20 protein-coding genes are annotated in these 15,966 nt (G+C 61.7%); 10 read left to right on the plus strand and 10 right to left on the minus strand.

Annotated features, from left to right (window positions below; all coding sequences use genetic code 11):
- Positions 1-142 precede the first annotated feature (142 nt).
- Positions 143-658, plus strand: a complete 516-nt coding sequence (locus AB8A23_RS18760; RefSeq protein ID WP_439060498.1) for a CreA family protein — start codon at positions 143-145, stop codon at positions 656-658.
- A 36-nt stretch (positions 659-694) separates the two neighbouring features.
- Here AB8A23_RS18760 and AB8A23_RS18765 read toward each other — a convergent pair whose 3' ends face one another.
- A complete protein-coding gene (locus AB8A23_RS18765; protein WP_439058589.1) occupies positions 695-940 on the minus strand; it encodes a hypothetical protein in 246 nt (81 codons plus the stop codon).
- 333 nt (positions 941-1,273) lie between these two features.
- Here AB8A23_RS18765 and AB8A23_RS18770 point away from each other — a divergent pair, with 333 nt between their 5' ends.
- The 4 genes from AB8A23_RS18770 (at position 1,274) to AB8A23_RS18785 (ending at position 3,331) form a co-directional block, all read left to right on the plus strand.
- A complete protein-coding gene (locus tag AB8A23_RS18770; protein ID WP_439058588.1) occupies positions 1,274-1,435 on the plus strand; it encodes a hypothetical protein in 162 nt (53 codons plus the stop codon).
- A 48-nt stretch (positions 1,436-1,483) separates the two neighbouring features.
- Positions 1,484-1,870, plus strand: a complete 387-nt coding sequence (locus AB8A23_RS18775) for a hypothetical protein (RefSeq protein WP_093758326.1) — start codon at positions 1,484-1,486, stop codon at positions 1,868-1,870.
- Positions 1,871-2,045: 175 nt separating this feature from the next.
- Entirely contained in the window at positions 2,046-2,495 is a 450-nt protein-coding gene (locus tag AB8A23_RS18780) for a nuclear transport factor 2 family protein (RefSeq protein ID WP_093758327.1), read from the plus strand.
- Entirely contained in the window at positions 2,495-3,331 is an 837-nt protein-coding gene (locus AB8A23_RS18785) for an SDR family NAD(P)-dependent oxidoreductase (RefSeq protein WP_244558278.1), read from the plus strand. The genes AB8A23_RS18780 and AB8A23_RS18785 overlap by 1 nt, the downstream gene beginning before the upstream one ends.
- Positions 3,332-3,346: 15 nt before the next feature.
- Here the strand turns inward: AB8A23_RS18785 and AB8A23_RS18790 are convergent, their stop codons facing one another.
- The 3 genes from AB8A23_RS18790 to AB8A23_RS18800 all read right to left on the minus strand — a co-directional run bounded on the left by AB8A23_RS18790 (position 3,347) and on the right by AB8A23_RS18800 (position 5,372).
- Positions 3,347-3,592, minus strand: a complete 246-nt coding sequence (locus tag AB8A23_RS18790) for a DUF6719 family protein (protein WP_439058587.1) — start codon at positions 3,590-3,592, stop codon at positions 3,347-3,349.
- A 13-nt stretch (positions 3,593-3,605) separates the two neighbouring features.
- Entirely contained in the window at positions 3,606-3,758 is a 153-nt protein-coding gene (locus AB8A23_RS18795) for a hypothetical protein (protein ID WP_165826841.1), read from the minus strand.
- A 114-nt stretch (positions 3,759-3,872) separates the two neighbouring features.
- On the minus strand, positions 3,873-5,372 hold the full coding sequence (locus AB8A23_RS18800; RefSeq protein WP_439058586.1) for a PLP-dependent aminotransferase family protein: 1,500 nt from the start codon (positions 5,370-5,372) through the stop codon (positions 3,873-3,875).
- A gap of 73 nt (positions 5,373-5,445) precedes the next feature.
- Here AB8A23_RS18800 and AB8A23_RS18805 point away from each other — a divergent pair, with 73 nt between their 5' ends.
- A complete protein-coding gene (locus AB8A23_RS18805; protein WP_439058585.1) occupies positions 5,446-6,201 on the plus strand; it encodes a pyridoxamine 5'-phosphate oxidase family protein in 756 nt (251 codons plus the stop codon).
- Between the two features lie 41 nt (positions 6,202-6,242).
- Here AB8A23_RS18805 and AB8A23_RS18810 read toward each other — a convergent pair whose 3' ends face one another.
- Positions 6,243-7,025 carry a cobalamin-binding protein gene (locus AB8A23_RS18810; RefSeq protein WP_439060497.1) on the minus strand — a complete coding sequence of 261 codons (783 nt, stop codon included), beginning with the start codon at positions 7,023-7,025 and terminating at the stop codon, positions 6,243-6,245.
- Positions 7,026-7,138: 113 nt separating this feature from the next.
- On the opposite strand from AB8A23_RS18810, the gene AB8A23_RS18815 reads away from it, so the two are divergent.
- Together AB8A23_RS18815 and AB8A23_RS18820 are read left to right on the plus strand one after the other, a co-directional pair.
- Positions 7,139-7,537 carry a PaaI family thioesterase gene (locus AB8A23_RS18815; RefSeq protein WP_439058584.1) on the plus strand — a complete coding sequence of 133 codons (399 nt, stop codon included), beginning with the start codon at positions 7,139-7,141 and terminating at the stop codon, positions 7,535-7,537.
- Between the two features lie 172 nt (positions 7,538-7,709).
- Positions 7,710-8,342: a GNAT family N-acetyltransferase gene (locus AB8A23_RS18820; protein ID WP_439058583.1), complete on the plus strand. Its 633-nt coding sequence runs from the start codon at positions 7,710-7,712 to the stop codon at positions 8,340-8,342.
- An 88-nt stretch (positions 8,343-8,430) separates the two neighbouring features.
- Here AB8A23_RS18820 and AB8A23_RS18825 read toward each other — a convergent pair whose 3' ends face one another.
- Both AB8A23_RS18825 and AB8A23_RS18830 read right to left on the minus strand, forming a co-directional pair.
- Positions 8,431-8,730, minus strand: a complete 300-nt coding sequence (locus AB8A23_RS18825) for a hypothetical protein (protein WP_089263988.1) — start codon at positions 8,728-8,730, stop codon at positions 8,431-8,433.
- Positions 8,731-8,856: 126 nt separating this feature from the next.
- The gene (locus tag AB8A23_RS18830) at positions 8,857-9,540 is read right to left on the minus strand and encodes a DUF2161 domain-containing phosphodiesterase (protein WP_439058582.1); all 684 of its coding nucleotides are present in this window, start codon (positions 9,538-9,540) and stop codon (positions 8,857-8,859) included.
- Positions 9,541-9,668: 128 nt separating this feature from the next.
- On the opposite strand from AB8A23_RS18830, the gene AB8A23_RS18835 reads away from it, so the two are divergent.
- Together AB8A23_RS18835 and AB8A23_RS18840 are read left to right on the plus strand one after the other, a co-directional pair.
- Positions 9,669-10,148, plus strand: coding sequence for an MgtC/SapB family protein (locus AB8A23_RS18835; protein WP_093758331.1), 480 nt, complete (start codon positions 9,669-9,671; stop codon positions 10,146-10,148).
- Positions 10,149-10,412: 264 nt separating this feature from the next.
- On the plus strand, positions 10,413-12,518 hold the full coding sequence (locus AB8A23_RS18840) for a DEAD/DEAH box helicase (protein WP_093758332.1): 2,106 nt from the start codon (positions 10,413-10,415) through the stop codon (positions 12,516-12,518).
- Between the two features lie 141 nt (positions 12,519-12,659).
- On the opposite strand, the gene fabG is transcribed toward AB8A23_RS18840, so the two are convergent.
- From fabG to AB8A23_RS18855, 3 genes are read right to left on the minus strand one after another with little or no spacing between them, the layout of a single operon-like run.
- Positions 12,660-13,340: a 3-oxoacyl-ACP reductase FabG gene (gene fabG / locus AB8A23_RS18845; protein ID WP_120292407.1), complete on the minus strand. Its 681-nt coding sequence runs from the start codon at positions 13,338-13,340 to the stop codon at positions 12,660-12,662.
- 12 nt (positions 13,341-13,352) lie between these two features.
- Positions 13,353-14,570 (minus strand): multidrug effflux MFS transporter, encoded by a 1,218-nt coding sequence (locus AB8A23_RS18850; RefSeq protein ID WP_439058581.1) that lies wholly within the window; start codon positions 14,568-14,570, stop codon positions 13,353-13,355.
- 46 nt (positions 14,571-14,616) lie between these two features.
- Positions 14,617-15,765 carry an MFS transporter gene (locus AB8A23_RS18855; protein WP_439058580.1) on the minus strand — a complete coding sequence of 383 codons (1,149 nt, stop codon included), beginning with the start codon at positions 15,763-15,765 and terminating at the stop codon, positions 14,617-14,619.
- Between the last annotated feature and the right edge of the window lie 201 nt (positions 15,766-15,966).

Below are 15,966 nucleotides of genomic sequence, written 5' to 3' on the forward strand. Positions count from 1 at the left end.
TCGGGATCAGCCTAGCAAAAAAGCCTCACATTGAATTAACAGAGGGGCATCCTGGCTTCCGAATCCGGTTGGAATGCCTACATATTCTGGATCGGTCACGGAGAGTTGCATGACGTTTAATGGATCTGGCGCGCTCACCAAGATGCTGCGGCGCGGCGTCTTGGCGCTTTTGGCATTCGCGGCGTTGGCAATTGTCCCGGCACACGCTGCGGACGAGCCGGATCTGATTTTCCGGCGCTCCACCGTGTTCAAATGGCTCAGCCCAAACGACAAGCTGGCGACTTACGGCGTCGACGACCCCGAGGTCGAGGGCGTGGCCTGCCACTTCACGGTGCCGGAAAAAGGCGGCTTCAAGGGCTGGCTCGGTCTGGCCGAAGAAGTCTCGGACATCTCGCTCGCGTGCCGGCAGATCGGCCCGATTACGTTCAAGGCCAAGAGCGATCAGGGCGAGGACATGTTCCGGCAGCGCCGCAGCCTTTTTTTCAAGAAAATGCAAATCGTCCGCGGCTGCGACGCCAAGCGAAACGTGCTGGTTTACATGGTCTATTCGGACCGGATCATCGAGGGTTCGCCGAAGAACTCAACGTCATCAGTTCCGATCATGCCCTGGGGGCAGTCAGACGCCGCCGTGCAGAAATGCGGCGACTTCATCAAATAAGCGAGCTATTGGCCGCTAGAACTTAGCTATGCTTCGCTATTCAGCGGAGTGGGTGACGACGCGTTTCGTGCGCAAGCGGTCCCATGACTGCTGCGGCTGCGGGTCACGATAGCCCACGAGCTGGACCAGCTGCTGCGGATAGCACTCGTTGCCGTGCGAGCCGTAGCCCTGCTGCGACATGGCGCCTTGGCATTTGGCGCGCGTGTGTACCGTGGAGACCAGTGGCCGTCCGGGGGCGCTGATCGGGGTATCCTTGCCAACGTCGTTGTTGCCGGTTCCCACGACTGCATTCCTTCTCTTCGAGGTGAACAGAAACGCGCAGTCGCCTGAAAAGGTTGCATACGCTCTCCTGAAGTCGCTTTAGCCGCGTTTCGGTTCAGTTTTGTTAAGGGCGTGCGACAGCCGAACGAACTTTCGAGACATCCTTTCCAAGGCGTTCTTTCTAAGCCGTTCGCAGATTTGCCGCCCGGATTGTGTCGTCGGCATGGGCGCCACGAAACAATTCGACGGGGGACGAAACCATTTTCCTCTTGGGCCGCAGACGTGCCGAAACCCGCATTGGCTATCCATTTGTCAACGACGCGGCGGGCAGCGCTGCCGAACTGGAGACGTCAGATGCGTACCATCAGCTTCATCCTCGCTTTCGCCTTCATCCTGGCTGGCCCGTCGATGGCCGGTTCCATTGAGGGTAACCTGCCGGGTATCGGCACTTTCGCCTTTACCGGTTCGCCCGCGATCAGTGCTACTGCGCCGATGCTTGTGGCCTACGCACGCTGATTTCGATCGCGGGCGGATAACCCGAGAAACAACAAGAAAAGTTTTGAAATGACTAGACCACGTATTCTGACTGCCATTGTTGTCGCTGCCGCCCTTGCGAGTTCCATCACGGGAAGTGCGGCGCAGGCGCAGATCTGGTCATGGCGGAAATTGCCGGACCAGCGTGGCGAGTTCGTTCGTTTGTGCTCGCCGCATATGGTCGGGCGCTGGGCGCATCCGGAAGAAGTGTGCGGCTGCCTGCATGACCACGCCGTGGCAACGGTGGAAGACGCTGATTTGCGCGAGGCACTGCTGCGGGGCATCAGTGAGCGCGGCGTACCTACGATCGAGAAGGACTGGATCCCGGCATCGAAGCAGTCGATGATCAGCGCGACCTTCACGCAGATCGCGAAGCCGACCCTGCAATGCATGTATGATCCGGCGCCGCTGGATTGAACCACTCAGTTAGTTCGCGTGATCTTTTTGCGCTGCGTCGTCGCGCCAAAATGATAGCGGATTTCTGTCTTTCCCTCTCGTCATCCCGTTACTGCCAATGATAGCGTTTTACTACACCACCGTTAGGTGGGTGGATTCGCTACTAATTGAATTGGTGGGAACCGAGGGATTTTTTATGCGATTTGTTTCGATCGGCTTGACGTGTGTCTCGATATTTCTGACCGGCGCGGCGTTGGCTGCAGATGCTAGCACCCAGGACACCAACAAGAAAACCGTCGTTGAATTCTATGAGAAGGGCCTCAACCAGAAAGACTTCGAGGCGGCGTCCAAATATTTCGGTCCGCGTTATGTTCAGCACAATCCCAACGCGGCTGATGGTGTCGAGGGCTTCAAAGGCTTTATCGGTTTCCTGCGGGAGAAATTCCCGGACTCGCATAGCGAGATCAAGCAGGTCTTCGCCGACGGCGACTATGTGATCCTGCATGTGCATGCCGTGCGCGAAAAGGGCACGCGCGGTAACGCGATCATCGACATCTTCAAGCTTGAGAACGGCAAGATCGTCGAACATTGGGATGCCGTTCAGCCGATCCCGGAAAAATCCGCTAACACCAACGGCATGTTCTGATGGATATGGCGCAGCCCCAGCGTGACGATCGATTGAAAGGCAAGGTCGCCATTATCACCGGTGCGGGTTCCCGCGGCGATGGCATTGGCAACGGACGTGCCGCAGCGGTGTTGTTGGCGCGGCATGGCGCGCGCGTCGCGTTGGTCGACACCGACGTAGACGCTGCCGAAGAAACCGCGCGATTGATCGCTGTGGAGGGCGGCATCACGCAGATCTATGACGGCGATGTCAGTGATCGCGCGTCATGCGAGGCGATCGTCGAACGCACCGTCGAAGGCTTTGGCCGTCTTGATATCCTCGTCAACAATGTTGGCCTCACCGGGCCGCGCGGCGACGCCATCGAGGTCGACGACCGCGCCTGGGACGGCGCCATGCGTATCAACGTTGCCTCAATGATGCTGATGGCGAAGTATGCGATTCCGGAAATGATGAAATCCGGCGGCGGCTCGATCATCAACCTGACGTCGATCGCCGGCCTGCGCGGGGGCCACCCGAGCTTGTTGTATCCAACGTCGAAATCGGCGGTGATCGGCCTCACCAGAGCGATGGCGGCACATCACGGCCGCGACGGCATTCGCGTCAACTGCATCGCGCCCGGCACGGTCTATACGCCGATGGTGGCGTCGCGTGGCATGAGCGATGAGATGCGCAAAGCGCGCGCAGCGGGCACACTGCTGGGCACCGAAGGGACCGGCTGGGATATCGGCTATGGTGTTCTGTTTCTTGCCAGCGACGAGGCGCGCTGGATCACAGGGATTACGCTAGCGATCGATGGCGGTGCGAGTGTGGGCCAGACCGGTTCACCGGTGCCGCCAAGCGAGCCGCTGCGACATTGATGAGCATGTCTTGGACTAGCGCGTCTTGGTGCCCGCGCGGGGAACGCATTTGCGAACACGCGTCACACCGGACGTGGTCAGCGTCGTGCCGGACACTTCCTTGATCTGGCCGGTGGGGCAAGAGCCGTCATCGACCAGAATGCGCTGGCCGAGGCGGACATCAACAATGTCCTGTTCGCGGTTGACCTGATCGATTGCAAGCGCCGGCCTCGCTAACGCAAGCGAAGCCAGAATTCCTGATAGCCAAATTGCCGAGCGCATTGTGCGACCTTTATTACTTGTTCTGGATCTTGAGGCCGTCGGGGCCGACATTGATCTGCAGCCCGCTGGGTTCTTTCTTGGTCTGGTAGAGATTGTAGCCGAGCACGCCGATGCCGACGATCAGCGCGCCGATGATCAGGTAGAGCACGTTGCGATTGCCGGACATGAGGTCTCCGTTGGGGGCAGATCTGCCCGCTGGGCATTTTGTCTGCCTGGATTGTAGGGATGCGCATCCGATTCTAGAAGCGCAGCGGTTGCCGGCATTGAGTGCCAGCCAGCCTCAAGTTTTAGCCCCCACGCGGGTTCCACGCGTCTTTGCTGCAGGCTTGCGGTGGGCGCGCAAACTCGCCGCTGAGGCTTTCGCCAGTCTTTCCGCCGATGTGACAAGCTCACGAATGGGATGGCCGGCGAAGCCGAGCACGAAGCCCGGCGCAGGGCGGGCGCGCAGATAGGTGTCAGCCAGCAACCAGCCCTCGACGCCGGCTGCAGCCTTGGCCTTTGCGGCGATCTCAAGCGACGTCGCGGGCGCGAACTTCGCCACCAGATGCAGGCCCTGTGACGGCACCGGCACGGTCAGTTGCCCGTCCGACGCATCCGTCAACGTCGTCGCCAGAGCGTCGCGCGCCTCGCGATAGATGTTCCGCATCTTGCGCAGGTTGGCTGCGAAGGCGCCGGAGTTCAGCATGTCGGCGACCGCGCCTTCCATCAATGTGCCGGGAAAGCGGTCCATCGCCGCGCGCGCCGTCGTGACCGGGCCAATCAGGCGTTCGGGCAGGGCGCAGTAGCCGATGCGCAGACCGGGAAACAGAGTCTTGGCAAACGTGCCCATATAGATCACGCGTTGCAGGTGATCGATGCCGGCGAGCGACAGCAACGGCGCGCCGTCATAGCGAAACTCGCTGTCGTAATCGTCTTCGAATATCCATGCGCCGGCGTCCTTCGCCCAGTCGAGCAATTCAAGACGCCGCGGCATCGCCATTTGCACGCCGAGTGGAAATTGATGCGAGGGCGTGACATAGGCCGCGCGCGCAGATGGCGCCGTGGCACGGCCCCTGGCGACGATCAGGCCGAAGTCATCGACCGGCACCGACACCGGCCGCGCGCCGCAATGTTCGATCGATTTTCGTGCGGCGGGGTAACCGGGGTCCTCGCACCAGATCTGTTCGCCTGGCTTGAGAATGGCTGACAGCACGATGCGCAGCCCATGCTGTGTGCCCGATGTCAGCATGATCTGATCGGGATCGCAGCGCAGCCCGCGCGCTGACAGAAGATGATTGGCGATGGCGGTGCGTAGTTCATGACTGCCGCGGGGATCGCCGTAGTGCAGATGCTCGGCGCCGAAAGCGCGCAGGCGGCGGCCGGCGAAAGCGCGAAAACGGCGCAGCGCCTGTTCGTCGATATCGGTACAGCCGAGAGCGAGCGTGCCCCGCTGCGGCGCGTCGATGGCGATGGCCTTGGCTGGCTTGCTGTTGGTCCGCGTCGGAATCCGCGCGGCGACGAAGGTGCCGGAGCCGACGCGTGCGACGGCAAAGCCATCGGCGATCAGACGCTCATAGGCATTGGTGACGGCATTGCGTTGAAAACCGGTTTGCTTCGCAAGGATACGCGATGGCGGCAGAGCTGCGCCGGGCTTGGCGACGCCGCCGGTGATGGCATGGCACAGCGCCTGATAGAGCCGATCCTGCGAGGACGATCCTTCGGTGATATGTGCGCCCGTGAGATCGAGCGGTAGCTCGGGTTTCGGAATTGGCTTCGCCAAATTGGTCGGAATTTTTCGCATGGAATTGGCACTATCGCAGACCAAATGCGGCGGTACAACACATTCGAACACTTCCAATTGACGGGGGATTGCCGTGACTACAGCCGAACTGAAGACCACTGAAACGACGGGTACCGACACCACACCGTCCTATCCGCTCACGGCGCGCAATCGCGTGAAGCGACGCCATGACCGCGGCTTCTATGACCACGAGACCGTCCATAAAATTCTGGACGCATCGATGATGTGCCATGTGTCCTACGTGATCGACGGGCAGCCCTATTGCACGCCGACCTTATTTTGGCGCGAAGGCACGAAGCTGTACTGGCACGGCAGCAGCGCCAGCCGCATGCTGAAGAACCAGACCGCGCAGCAACGCGTTTGCCTCACTGTGGCTTTTCTCGACAGCCTCGTGCTGGCACGTTGCGGCTTCAATCATTCAGCGGACTACCGTGCGGTGATGGCATTCGGAAACGCTTATCTCGTCACCGATCCCCACGAGAAGGAGCAGGCTGGCATCGCGATGGTCGACCGTTTCTTTCCGGATCGTACGGCCAGTCTGCGCGAGACCACGGCACAAGAGATGAAGGCGACGTCCTTCATCGCCATGGAGGTCGAGGAGGCGTCGGCAAAAATTCGCGCCAAGGGCGTGGCTGACGATGACGAGGATTACGAACTGCCGATCTATGCCGAGCGCATTCCGGTGAGGACGGTGATCGGCGCGCCGGAGCCGTGTCCGCGGTTGTTGCCCGGCGTCGAACGACCGGCCTCCTTGCAAGCATATTCGGAAGGCCGGCTGCTCGAAGATGCGCTGACAGATGCCTATTTTCTGCAATACCCGAAGGGGTAAGGGGCGAGCATCTCAGATGACGGCGTCGGTGCTCGTGCCGGTTACGGCCACAGCGCCGCGACGATCGCGTCGAGTCCATCCGTCAACGCTGCTGGTCCTGGCTGCAGGATCAGCGGCGATTTGATCTCATAGATGCGATTGTCGCGCACGGCAGGAATCGTGTTCCAGCCCGGTCGCTGCCGGATTTTATCGGGCACGACTTTCTTGCCGCACCACGAGGCGAGGATCACATCGGGGGCCGCGGCAATCACGTCGGCTGGCATGACGATGCGATCCTTTGCTGCCTTCTGATGTCGAAGCAGCGGAAAAGCGTCTTCGCCGCCGGCGATCTCGATCAGTTCGGACACCCAGCCGATCCCGGTAATCAGCGGATCGTCCCATTCCTCGAAATAGACGCGCGGTCTGCTCAGTCGCAAGTTTGCCGCAGCATTGACGCTGGAAAGTCGCAGCTCGAATTGTACCGCCAGTTGCTCTGCGCGTTCGCTGGCGTCCACCATCGCGCCGAGCGTGCGGATCATCGCCAGAATGCCAGCGATGTCGCGCTGGTTGAATACATGAACGGCGATGCCGGCGCGCGTCAGGTCTGCGGCGATCTCGGCCTGCAGATCGGAGAAGCACAGCACAAGGTCAGGATCGAGTGCGAGGATCTTTGGCACATCGGCTGAGATGAACGCGGACACCCGCGGCTTCTCGCGCCGCACCTGCGGCGGCCGCACCGCATAGCCGGAAACGCCGACGATGCGATACTGCTCGCCGAGTAGATACAGCGTCTCCACGGTCTCTTCCGTAAGACAGACGATCCGGCTTGGCGGGAAGTGGCGCATGACGTCGATATGCCTGTTAACAAAGAGCTTGTCACGGCGGGGTGTTGTGTCGTGAAATTTCATCAAGCCCGCACGACGATGGGCGAGACAGACTGCAGGGAGTTGAGGCCAGCATGACGCCACTCGACAAGATCCACAGCCTCACGATGCCGTTTTCGGTCTCGATGGGCGTGACCTTTACCGACGCCGACCTGGAGCGCGTCGTTGCCACGATGCTGGTGCGCGAGGACCTGTGCACACTCGGCCACACGATCCATGGCGGCGCGGTGATGGCGCTCGCCGATGCGGTTGGTGCGGCGGCGACGGTCATCAATCTGCCGGAGGGCGCCAAGGGAACGACGACCATCGAGAGTAAGACCAATTTCACAGGCGGGGCGAAAGCAGGAAGCACCGTGCGCGCGATCGCAACACCGGTTCATCGGGGGCGCAGAACGCAGGTTTGGCAGACCCGAATCGAGACCGAGGAGGGCAAGCTGGTGGGCATCGTGACGCAGACCCAACTGGTGCTGTAGAGCGGCGCGTTGCGCCTTTAAGGCTTTGTTAATCCTGGATAATTGCATGGCTCACCTGCGGTGGGCGCTGGCAGGTGCGGCATCAGCGCCCTTGAATTTCATGGTGCGTTGCACAATATAGGGCATCTAGGGAATCGACGCTTTCCTCGAGGGCAACTTGAGGATTTTGACCATGTTAGACGCAGCTACCACCATTGCCATTTCGACACGCGCTCCGGCCCGCGGACATGTGCGTGTCCTTGCAGCCCGCGAGCTGCCGCTGTTCCGCGATCATCTCTTGAGATTGGACCGCGAAAGCCGCCGTGATCGTTTCAACGGTTCGCTCGACGACGAATGGGTCGCGCGTTACGCCGAGAAGTCCGTCAATACCGGCACCGTCATTCTCGTTTACTTCGAGGATGGCATCGTGCGCGGCGCCGCCGAATTGCATCAAGCCGACCTGTCGCCGGACTCACTGCCCGAGATTGCCTTCAGCGTTGAAGCCATCGTGCGCCGCAAGGGCGTTGGCAGCATCCTGTTCACGAAGCTGATCGCCAAGGCGCGGTCGATGGGCTACGCGAGGCTGCGTATCACCACCGGCGCGCAGAACGATGCGATGCGTGCACTGGCCAACAAGTTTGGTGCGCACCTGTCGTTCCGGCACGGCGAATCCACGGGAGTTATAGACCTGCGCGATCCCATGGGCGCTGGTGTCGCGCCGCAGCCCAAGACCTCGGCGCTCGATGTGGCGCGCGCGGTGGCCGACTATAACCGGGCTTATTGGGGTCTGTGGTTGAAGCTCGCCGGCTGGGGCAGATCGTCCTGAGCCAAGAAACTATCGCGACAAAGAAAAGGCCTCGTGGTGAACGAGGCCTTTTTTGCGACTGCGGGGAGGGCTGTGAGCGCCCTCAAAATCAGATGCGCTTGTCGTTACCGAATTTGCGCGTCACGCGACGTTCCACGACCACCGAACGCTGAGCACCTTGCTCGCCTGCGATGACGCGGGTGACGCGCAGCGTACCGGTCGAGCGATTGGCCTTCTTCACTTCGGCCTGCACGGCGTCGAATGGCATGCCCATCAGCGATGCAGCGATCTCAGCCTGCTGATCGAGATCCTCGGTGATACCCATCGCGGCGAAGATGGCTTCTTCCAGGGTCGGCGGATCGCGCCGTACGCGCCGCGTTCCGTATTTCGTGTTCCAGTCTTCGCTCATCGCTCGCCTCAGTGTTGATTTGCGATACCTAAGGGAGCCGTTGTTGCATTGCAATATGGAATTACCGCGACAAAGCAGCCATGCAAACTTGTTCCCGGAAAACGAGAAAGAGTTTGATCGGTAGCTTTACGACAAAGCGGATGGCGGGGCGGTATCCCGTTGGGGTTGCGGCCAACGTTTCAGCGCCGCGTGGCCGGCATCGGTGAGCGCGTAGGTGCCGCGCGCGGGACTTTCGAACCAGCCATAGACGTTGCGATGCAGGATCTTCTGCGCATCCGGATAATCCGGCGTGAGCTCACGCACCTTGCGCGGACCGACGACGAGCATCGCAGCGCAAGCGAGCGCCTGCTGACGATAGGCCGTCATGATCGGCGCGCGCGTGCTGCCGCCAAGGGCAGGATCGCCTTGACGTTTCTTGTGTTCGGTAATGAGGCGTGAACGCTTCTTCGGATTGCGTCGGGGCGCGACAGTGGCAGGCGCGACGAGAACCTCGACACCGCCGGCTTCCGTAATTCCGAGCATGCCGAAACCGAGTCTGCGGCACAGGTTGCGGTAGCGCGCATCGCTTTCGCGCCCCTTGCCGCGGATGGAGAGCTTGGCGGCGACCCAGACTTCATCACAGGCGCCGGCGCGATCGACAGCCTGCAGGATCAGTTCGAGATTGAAGCTGAGCTTGAGCTCGCCGATCACGACGATTGGCGGATCATCGCCGTTCAGCGCCACGAGATCGCAGCCTGATATCTCGCCTTTGACGGTAAAGCCAAGGCGTTCGAGGAAGCGTTTTACCGGGAGGTAGAGCGAGGTTTCCAAATCGAATGTCCAAGTCGAGGTCCATGAGACGATGCGTCGCTGCAACCGCGACTCACCGGCGGAGTTTATCCGGGTTGGCCCGCGGCGACACCCGAGGCGCCTTATCCCTGTGCGATCGGAGACCCGCGGTGAAGACCCTTCTGGAAATGTCGGACAGCTTTCGTCTGTTGCCGCATCTGATCGCCATGTCGATCGCCTATGTTCTGGCGCTGCCCATCGGCTGGAATCGCGAGCGCGCCGAGCGCAGCGCCGGGCTGCGGACCTTTCCGCTGGTGGCGCTTGCCACTTGCGGCATCGTTCAGGCGACCGAGGGGTTTCTGAACGGTCATCCCGAAGGCACGGCGCGTATCATCGAAGGCCTGATGACCGGCATGGGATTTATCGGCGGCGGCGCCATTTTGAAAGACAACGGCTCGGTGCGTGGTACCGCCACTGCAGCCAGTCTGTGGGCAACCGGCGCAACTGGCGCTGCCGTGGGCCTCGGCGCCTATGACGTGGCGGTCGTCATCTCGCTGTTCACCTTCCTGACTCTTTGGCTCCTGGTACCTTTCAAGCAGGAGGGGCCAAAGACGGAAGAGGACGTTAAAAAGCCTCCCAGCGAAATTTGAGCGACAAAATACCGGTGCTGGCGCAATTCTGTGAGGGTTAACCTCAATTCGCCCGATTTCGCCGGCACATGGCAGCAATGATTGGCCTTTTGCTGCGAAGCAGCGTAAAGCTCCGTCGATCCCGATACGCACCGGACTCCTGGACCCGACGTGACCGCCAACTGAAGGGCGGCAGATTCGTTTCCGTTTGGTCCCAAGTATTGATCCCGTGGATCTCAATGAGTCCGACCGCGACGCGGTCCGCTGCAACCAAGGTTTACATCTGTGTCATTTCTCTCGACTGGTCCGTCGCTCGCCCGCGCGTTGGCTGAGCGCAACTACAATGAATCCACCCCCGTCCAGGCCGCTGTCCTCGCTGACGATGCTGTCGGTCGTGATCTTCTCGTGTCTGCGCAGACTGGCTCCGGCAAGACCGTCGCTTATGGTCTGGCGATCGCCGAAAATCTGCTCGAAGGCGCGGAGAAGCTGCCGAAGGCTGGATCGCCGCTGGCGCTGATCGTCGCACCGACGCGCGAACTCGCGCTGCAGGTGCATGGCGAGCTGACCTGGCTCTATCAATATGCCGGCGCACGCGTCGTTTCCTGCGTGGGCGGTATGGATCCGCGCAAGGAGCAGCGCGAACTGGCCGCAGGCGCGCATATCGTCGTCGGTACGCCCGGACGTCTATGCGACCATCTGCGTCGCAACCGCCTCGACGTCTCCGAACTGAAGGCCGTGGTGCTCGATGAAGCCGACGAAATGCTCGACATGGGCTTTCGCGAAGACATGGAGTTCATCCTCAAGACCACGCCGGCATCCCGCCGTACGCTGCTGTTCTCGGCAACGTTGCCGCGCGGCATCGCCAATCTGGCCAAGCAGTATCAGCAGCAGGCGTTCCGCGTCGAAGTCGCTGGCACCGAAGGTGGCCACTCCGACATCGAATATCGTGCGATCCGGATTTCGCCGAACGACGTCGAACACGCTGTCGTCAACGTGCTCCGCTATTTTGAATCGCCGAGCAGCATCGTGTTCTGCAACACCCGCAATGCGGTGAACCATCTGCAGACCGTTCTGCTGGAGCGCGGCTTCTCGGTCGTCGCTCTGTCGGGCGAACTGTCGCAGAACGAGCGTACTCACGCGCTGCAGGCGCTGCGCGATGGTCGCGCACGGGTTTGCGTCGCCACCGACGTGGCTGCGCGCGGTATCGATTTGCCCAATCTCGGTCTCGTCATTCACTCCGACCTGCCGAACGATCCGGAAGTGATGCAGCATCGCTCGGGTCGTACTGGCCGTGCCGGCCGCAAGGGCGTCAGTGTTCTCTTGGTGCCACCATCGCGCCGTCGCCGCGCCGAGATGCTGCTCAATCTCGCTGGCACGGATGCCGTCTGGGGATCAGCGCCGACCGTCGAGGAAATCCGCGTGCTCGATCAGCAGCGCATGCTGCAGGATACGTTGTTCACTGAAGAGTCCACCGAGGACGATCTGACGCTGGCGCGCGCGATGCTCGCCGAGCGTTCGGCCGAGGAGATCGCAGCGGCGCTGGCGCGGCTGTATCGTTCGCGTCTGCCGTCGCCGGAAGATGTGCAGGATCCCGGCACGTTCCGCGGTCGCGAGGATCGCCCCGGCAGCCGTCGCCGGGACGAAGAAGGCGCTCCGGTCCGCAAGACCCCGAAGAAGAGCGAACCGATGGGCGAGGGCGCCAAGTGGTTCCGCGTCGCCATCGGCCGGCAGAAGAATGCCGAAGCGCGTTGGTTGCTGCCGATGATCTGCCGTCGCGGCGGCATCGAGAAGGCCGATATCGGCGCGATCAAGATCTATGACGGCAATTCGGAATTCGAGATTTCGGCAGCCGCGGCTGAGAAGTTCGCGACCATGATCAAGCGTCCGGACAAGGAAGACAATATCCACATCGAGCCGCTAGCTAACGGTCCGGAAGGCGCGGTCGCATCGAGCCGCACGGCGCCGGAAGATCGCGACTATTCCAACAAGCGCCCGCGCAAGCCCAGCTTCAGATCCGATGGCGACCGTCCGGACTTCAAGGACAAGGGTGCCTATAAGGAGAAGTCCTGGAAGGACAAGCCGAAGAGCGACAAGCCTTACCAGGGCGACAAGCCGCGCTACGAGGGCAAACCGCGTTTCGACGACAAGCCGAAGTATGAAGGCAAGCCCAAGTTCGACGGCAAGCCGAAATACGATCCGGTGCGCGCCGACAAGCCGGCTTATGCAAAGCCCCGCAGCGAAGACACGCGTTACGAAGGCAAGCCGAAGTTCGACAAGAAACCACGCGCGGACAAGCCGCCCTACGTCGCCAAGGCCAAGCGCGATGGCGGTGCGCCAGCTGCCAAGCCGGCTTTCGGCAAGAAGAAAAAGATCTGGGGCAACGCCGGGTAGTCTGGGCTCCGACCTCATGGTGAGGAGCGCGCTACTTTAGCGCGCGTCTCGAACCATGAGTTGGTGATATGCAATCATCCTTCGAGACGCGGCCAAGCGGCCGCTCCTCAGGATGAGGGCGGAGCGTGGGACAAATAGTGGCTAAACCCGTCCGCTTACCGGCAGCAGCGCGCCGGTCAACGCACTCGCCGCATCGCTCGCCAGGAACAGGATCACGCTGGCGAGTTCGTCCGGCGTGACCCACTTTGAAAAATCGGCATTGGGCATATCGCGGCGGTTCGCGACTGTGTCGATCGTCGACGGCAATACGGCATTGACCGTGACCTTGCCCTTCAGCTCGGCGGCGAGCGTTTCCGTCAGCCGATGCACGCCAGCCTTCGAGGCGGCGTAAGGCCCCATGCCGGCGCCGGCCTGTAGCGCACCCATCGCACCGATATTGATGATCCGTCCGGCCTTCGACGACGTCAGATGCGGGATTGCCGCGCGCGAGGCATTGAGAGCCGTGAGCAAGTTGAGCCGATGCATCGTCTCCCAGCTCTTGTTGTTACCGTCGGCAATATTCTCGAAGGTGAATGCGCCGGCGATATTGATCAGCACGTCGATCTTGCCGAATTGTTTGACCACTGCAGCGATGGCGGCGTCGGCTTGCGCGGCATCGGAGAGGTCGACGCCGCCGATCTGCAAGCGATCTGGCGTTGAGGCCGGCGTCCTGGCGGAATGGTCGATGGCGGCAATGGTTGCACCGCTCTTAACGGCGCGTTCGAGCACGACCTGACCCAGCGCACCGGACGCTCCGGTGATGACGACGATCTTTCCGTTCATGGGGTACTCCTGTTACGCGCGATGATCCTGCCCGGAATTGGCCTTGGGTAATAGCCACAGATAGATCGCACCGGCGGCGAGCGCCATGCCGGCCATCAGGCCGGTCATCACCAGCGCCGGATGCCCGAACGGTTCGAACACCGCGATCATGGCGCTGGCGAAGGCGCCCATGACCATCTGCATACATCGCATCACGCCGGCTGCCGCACCTGCCACATGCGGCAGGTTCTGCAAGGCTTCGTGGTTGGTGCTCGGTGCAAGCAGGCCGAAGGAAAAGATCGTGAGCGCCATCAGCGGCATCAACGACAGCGTCGTGATGGCGCCGGCAGGCACCAAAGCGACGGCTACAACAGCGCTGGCGATCATCAGCAGCAGACCGGCCATGATGATCTTGCGTGAGGCCACATGGCGGCGGCTCAGGCTTCCGCTGATCAGCGAGGCAACCAGCACGCCGCAGGAGGTCAACCCGAACAGCAGCGCAAACATCGTGGTGGAGAGACCGAGGCTGCCGATCAACACGGATGGCGCGCCCGAGATGAAGGCGAACATGCAGGCGAAGGCGAAGGCGTAGAGCAGGGAGAAGCCGACGAAGATGCGATCGGACAGCACCATGCGGTAGCTCTCGAGCAATTGCGCGGGATTGAGCGAACGGCGTTTCTCGACGGGCTGGGATTCCTCAAGACTGATCGCGCCGACGATCAGCAGGATCAGGCCGACGGCGGCCTGCACCGCATAGATCGTTCGCCAGTCACTGACGGTCATCACCCAGCCGCCCAGCACCGGCGCGATCATCGGCGCGATGCCGAGTACGGCGGCGATCTGCGACAGCTTGTGGCGCGCCGTGCCGTGTTCGAACAGGTCGCGCACGATGGCGAAGGGCAGGATGGCGCAAGCGCCTGCGGCGAGGCCCTGCAGCAATCGAAACGCGAGGAGCACGCTAAACGACGGCGCGAGCGCACAGGCGCCCGCCGCGATCGAGAACAGCAGCAGTCCATCCAGCAAGGTTGCGCGGCGCCCAAAGCGGTCAGCCAAGGGACCGCAGATCAGCGGCGAGATCGCAAAGCCCGCCAGGAACAGGCTGAGCGTCAACGGCCCGCGTCCTGCGGCGTCGGCGAAACTCGCCTCGATCGCCGGAAGGCCCGGCAATCCCATGTCGATCGAAAGCGGTGGCAATGCTGTCAATGTGCCCAGAAAGGCGGTGAAGGCGAAGCTGTCGCGCCTGAGGGCCAAAATCGATTCCTTGAAAATGCGAGAAAGTGTTTATGCGGTCGCGGCGCTATTCTGCCGGACTGATTTGCGCCGGCAAGATCCGGCGGTCAATGAGACTGCTCAGCGTGAGCCCAAGCCCGACCATGGTAACGAGTGCTGCGAGCAGCGGGAGCTGTGCATAATGCACGCCGGCATTCAGCGCTGCGCCGCCGATCCATGCGCCGGTGGCATTGCCGAGATTGAACGCGCCCTGGTTCAGGGTCGAGGCGAGGTTCGGCGCGTCCGTGGCCGCATCGACCACCCAGATCTGCAGCGGCGAGACCAGCGCGAAGGCGATACCGCCCCACAGGATCAGCAGCACCAGGGTCGGAAGCGTCATGTGCACCACAAGCGCAAGTGCGCCGAGCACGATGACGAGACAGATGAATGCACCGATGATGGTCGAGAGCAGGTTGCGGTCGGCGAGGCGGCCGCCGATCAGATTGCCGATGGTGAGACCGACGCCGATCGCCAGCAGTGCGCCGGTCACGCCATGCGGCGTGAGGCCGGTGACCTCTTCGAGCAGCGGCGTGATGTAGGTGAACAGGCTGAACATGCTGACTGAAGCCATGGTCGAGATCAGCATCGGCAGCAGCACCGGCCAGCGGCCCAAGGCGCGAAACTCTTTCGCCAGTCCGCCGCGTGTGCCCGGCATGCCCGATGGAACGAAACGCGTGATCGCGAGGAACGCAACGATACCGATCACCACGACCGCCCAGAATGCCGCACGCCATCCGGCGGCCTGTCCCAGAGCTGTGCCGAATGGCACACCGAGCACATTGGCCAGCGTAAGGCCGGCGAACATCAACGACACCGCTTGCGTGCGCTGCTCACGTGGCGCCAGATTGCTGGCAACGACGGCGCCAATTCCGAAGAACGCGCCATGGGCAAAGGCAGTGACCACGCGCGCGGTCATCAGCAACCAGTAATCCGGCGCGAGGGCGCAGCCGAGATTACCGATCGTGAACAGCGCCATCAGAGCCAGGAGAGCAGTCTTGCGCGGGATGCCTGCGGTCACCGTTGCCACGATGGGGGCGCCGATCACGACGCCCAATGCATAACCCGACACGAGATAGCCGGCTTGCGGGATGGTCACCGACAGGCTACGCGCGACGTCGGGCAGCAGGCCCATGATGACGAACTCGGTCGTGCCGATGCCGAAAGATGCCGCAGCCAATGCGAGAATAGGAAGGGATAGTCGGATGGGTATTCTCCTGAGCGGAAATATTGCGATGCAATATCAGGAGATGTGCCACGACCTCAGGGATTTGGCGACCGCCTCGCGGGGGAGGCAGCATTGCGCATCTCGGTCATCAAACTGTCGAGAGGCGTTTCGATGGAGCGGCTGTCAGCGGACAATAGGCCGGCTGTGCGATCT

The organism is Tardiphaga sp. 619_E2_N8_4, from assembly GCF_051810905.1.
Classification (GTDB): Bacteria; Pseudomonadota; Alphaproteobacteria; order Rhizobiales; family Xanthobacteraceae; genus Tardiphaga; species Tardiphaga robiniae.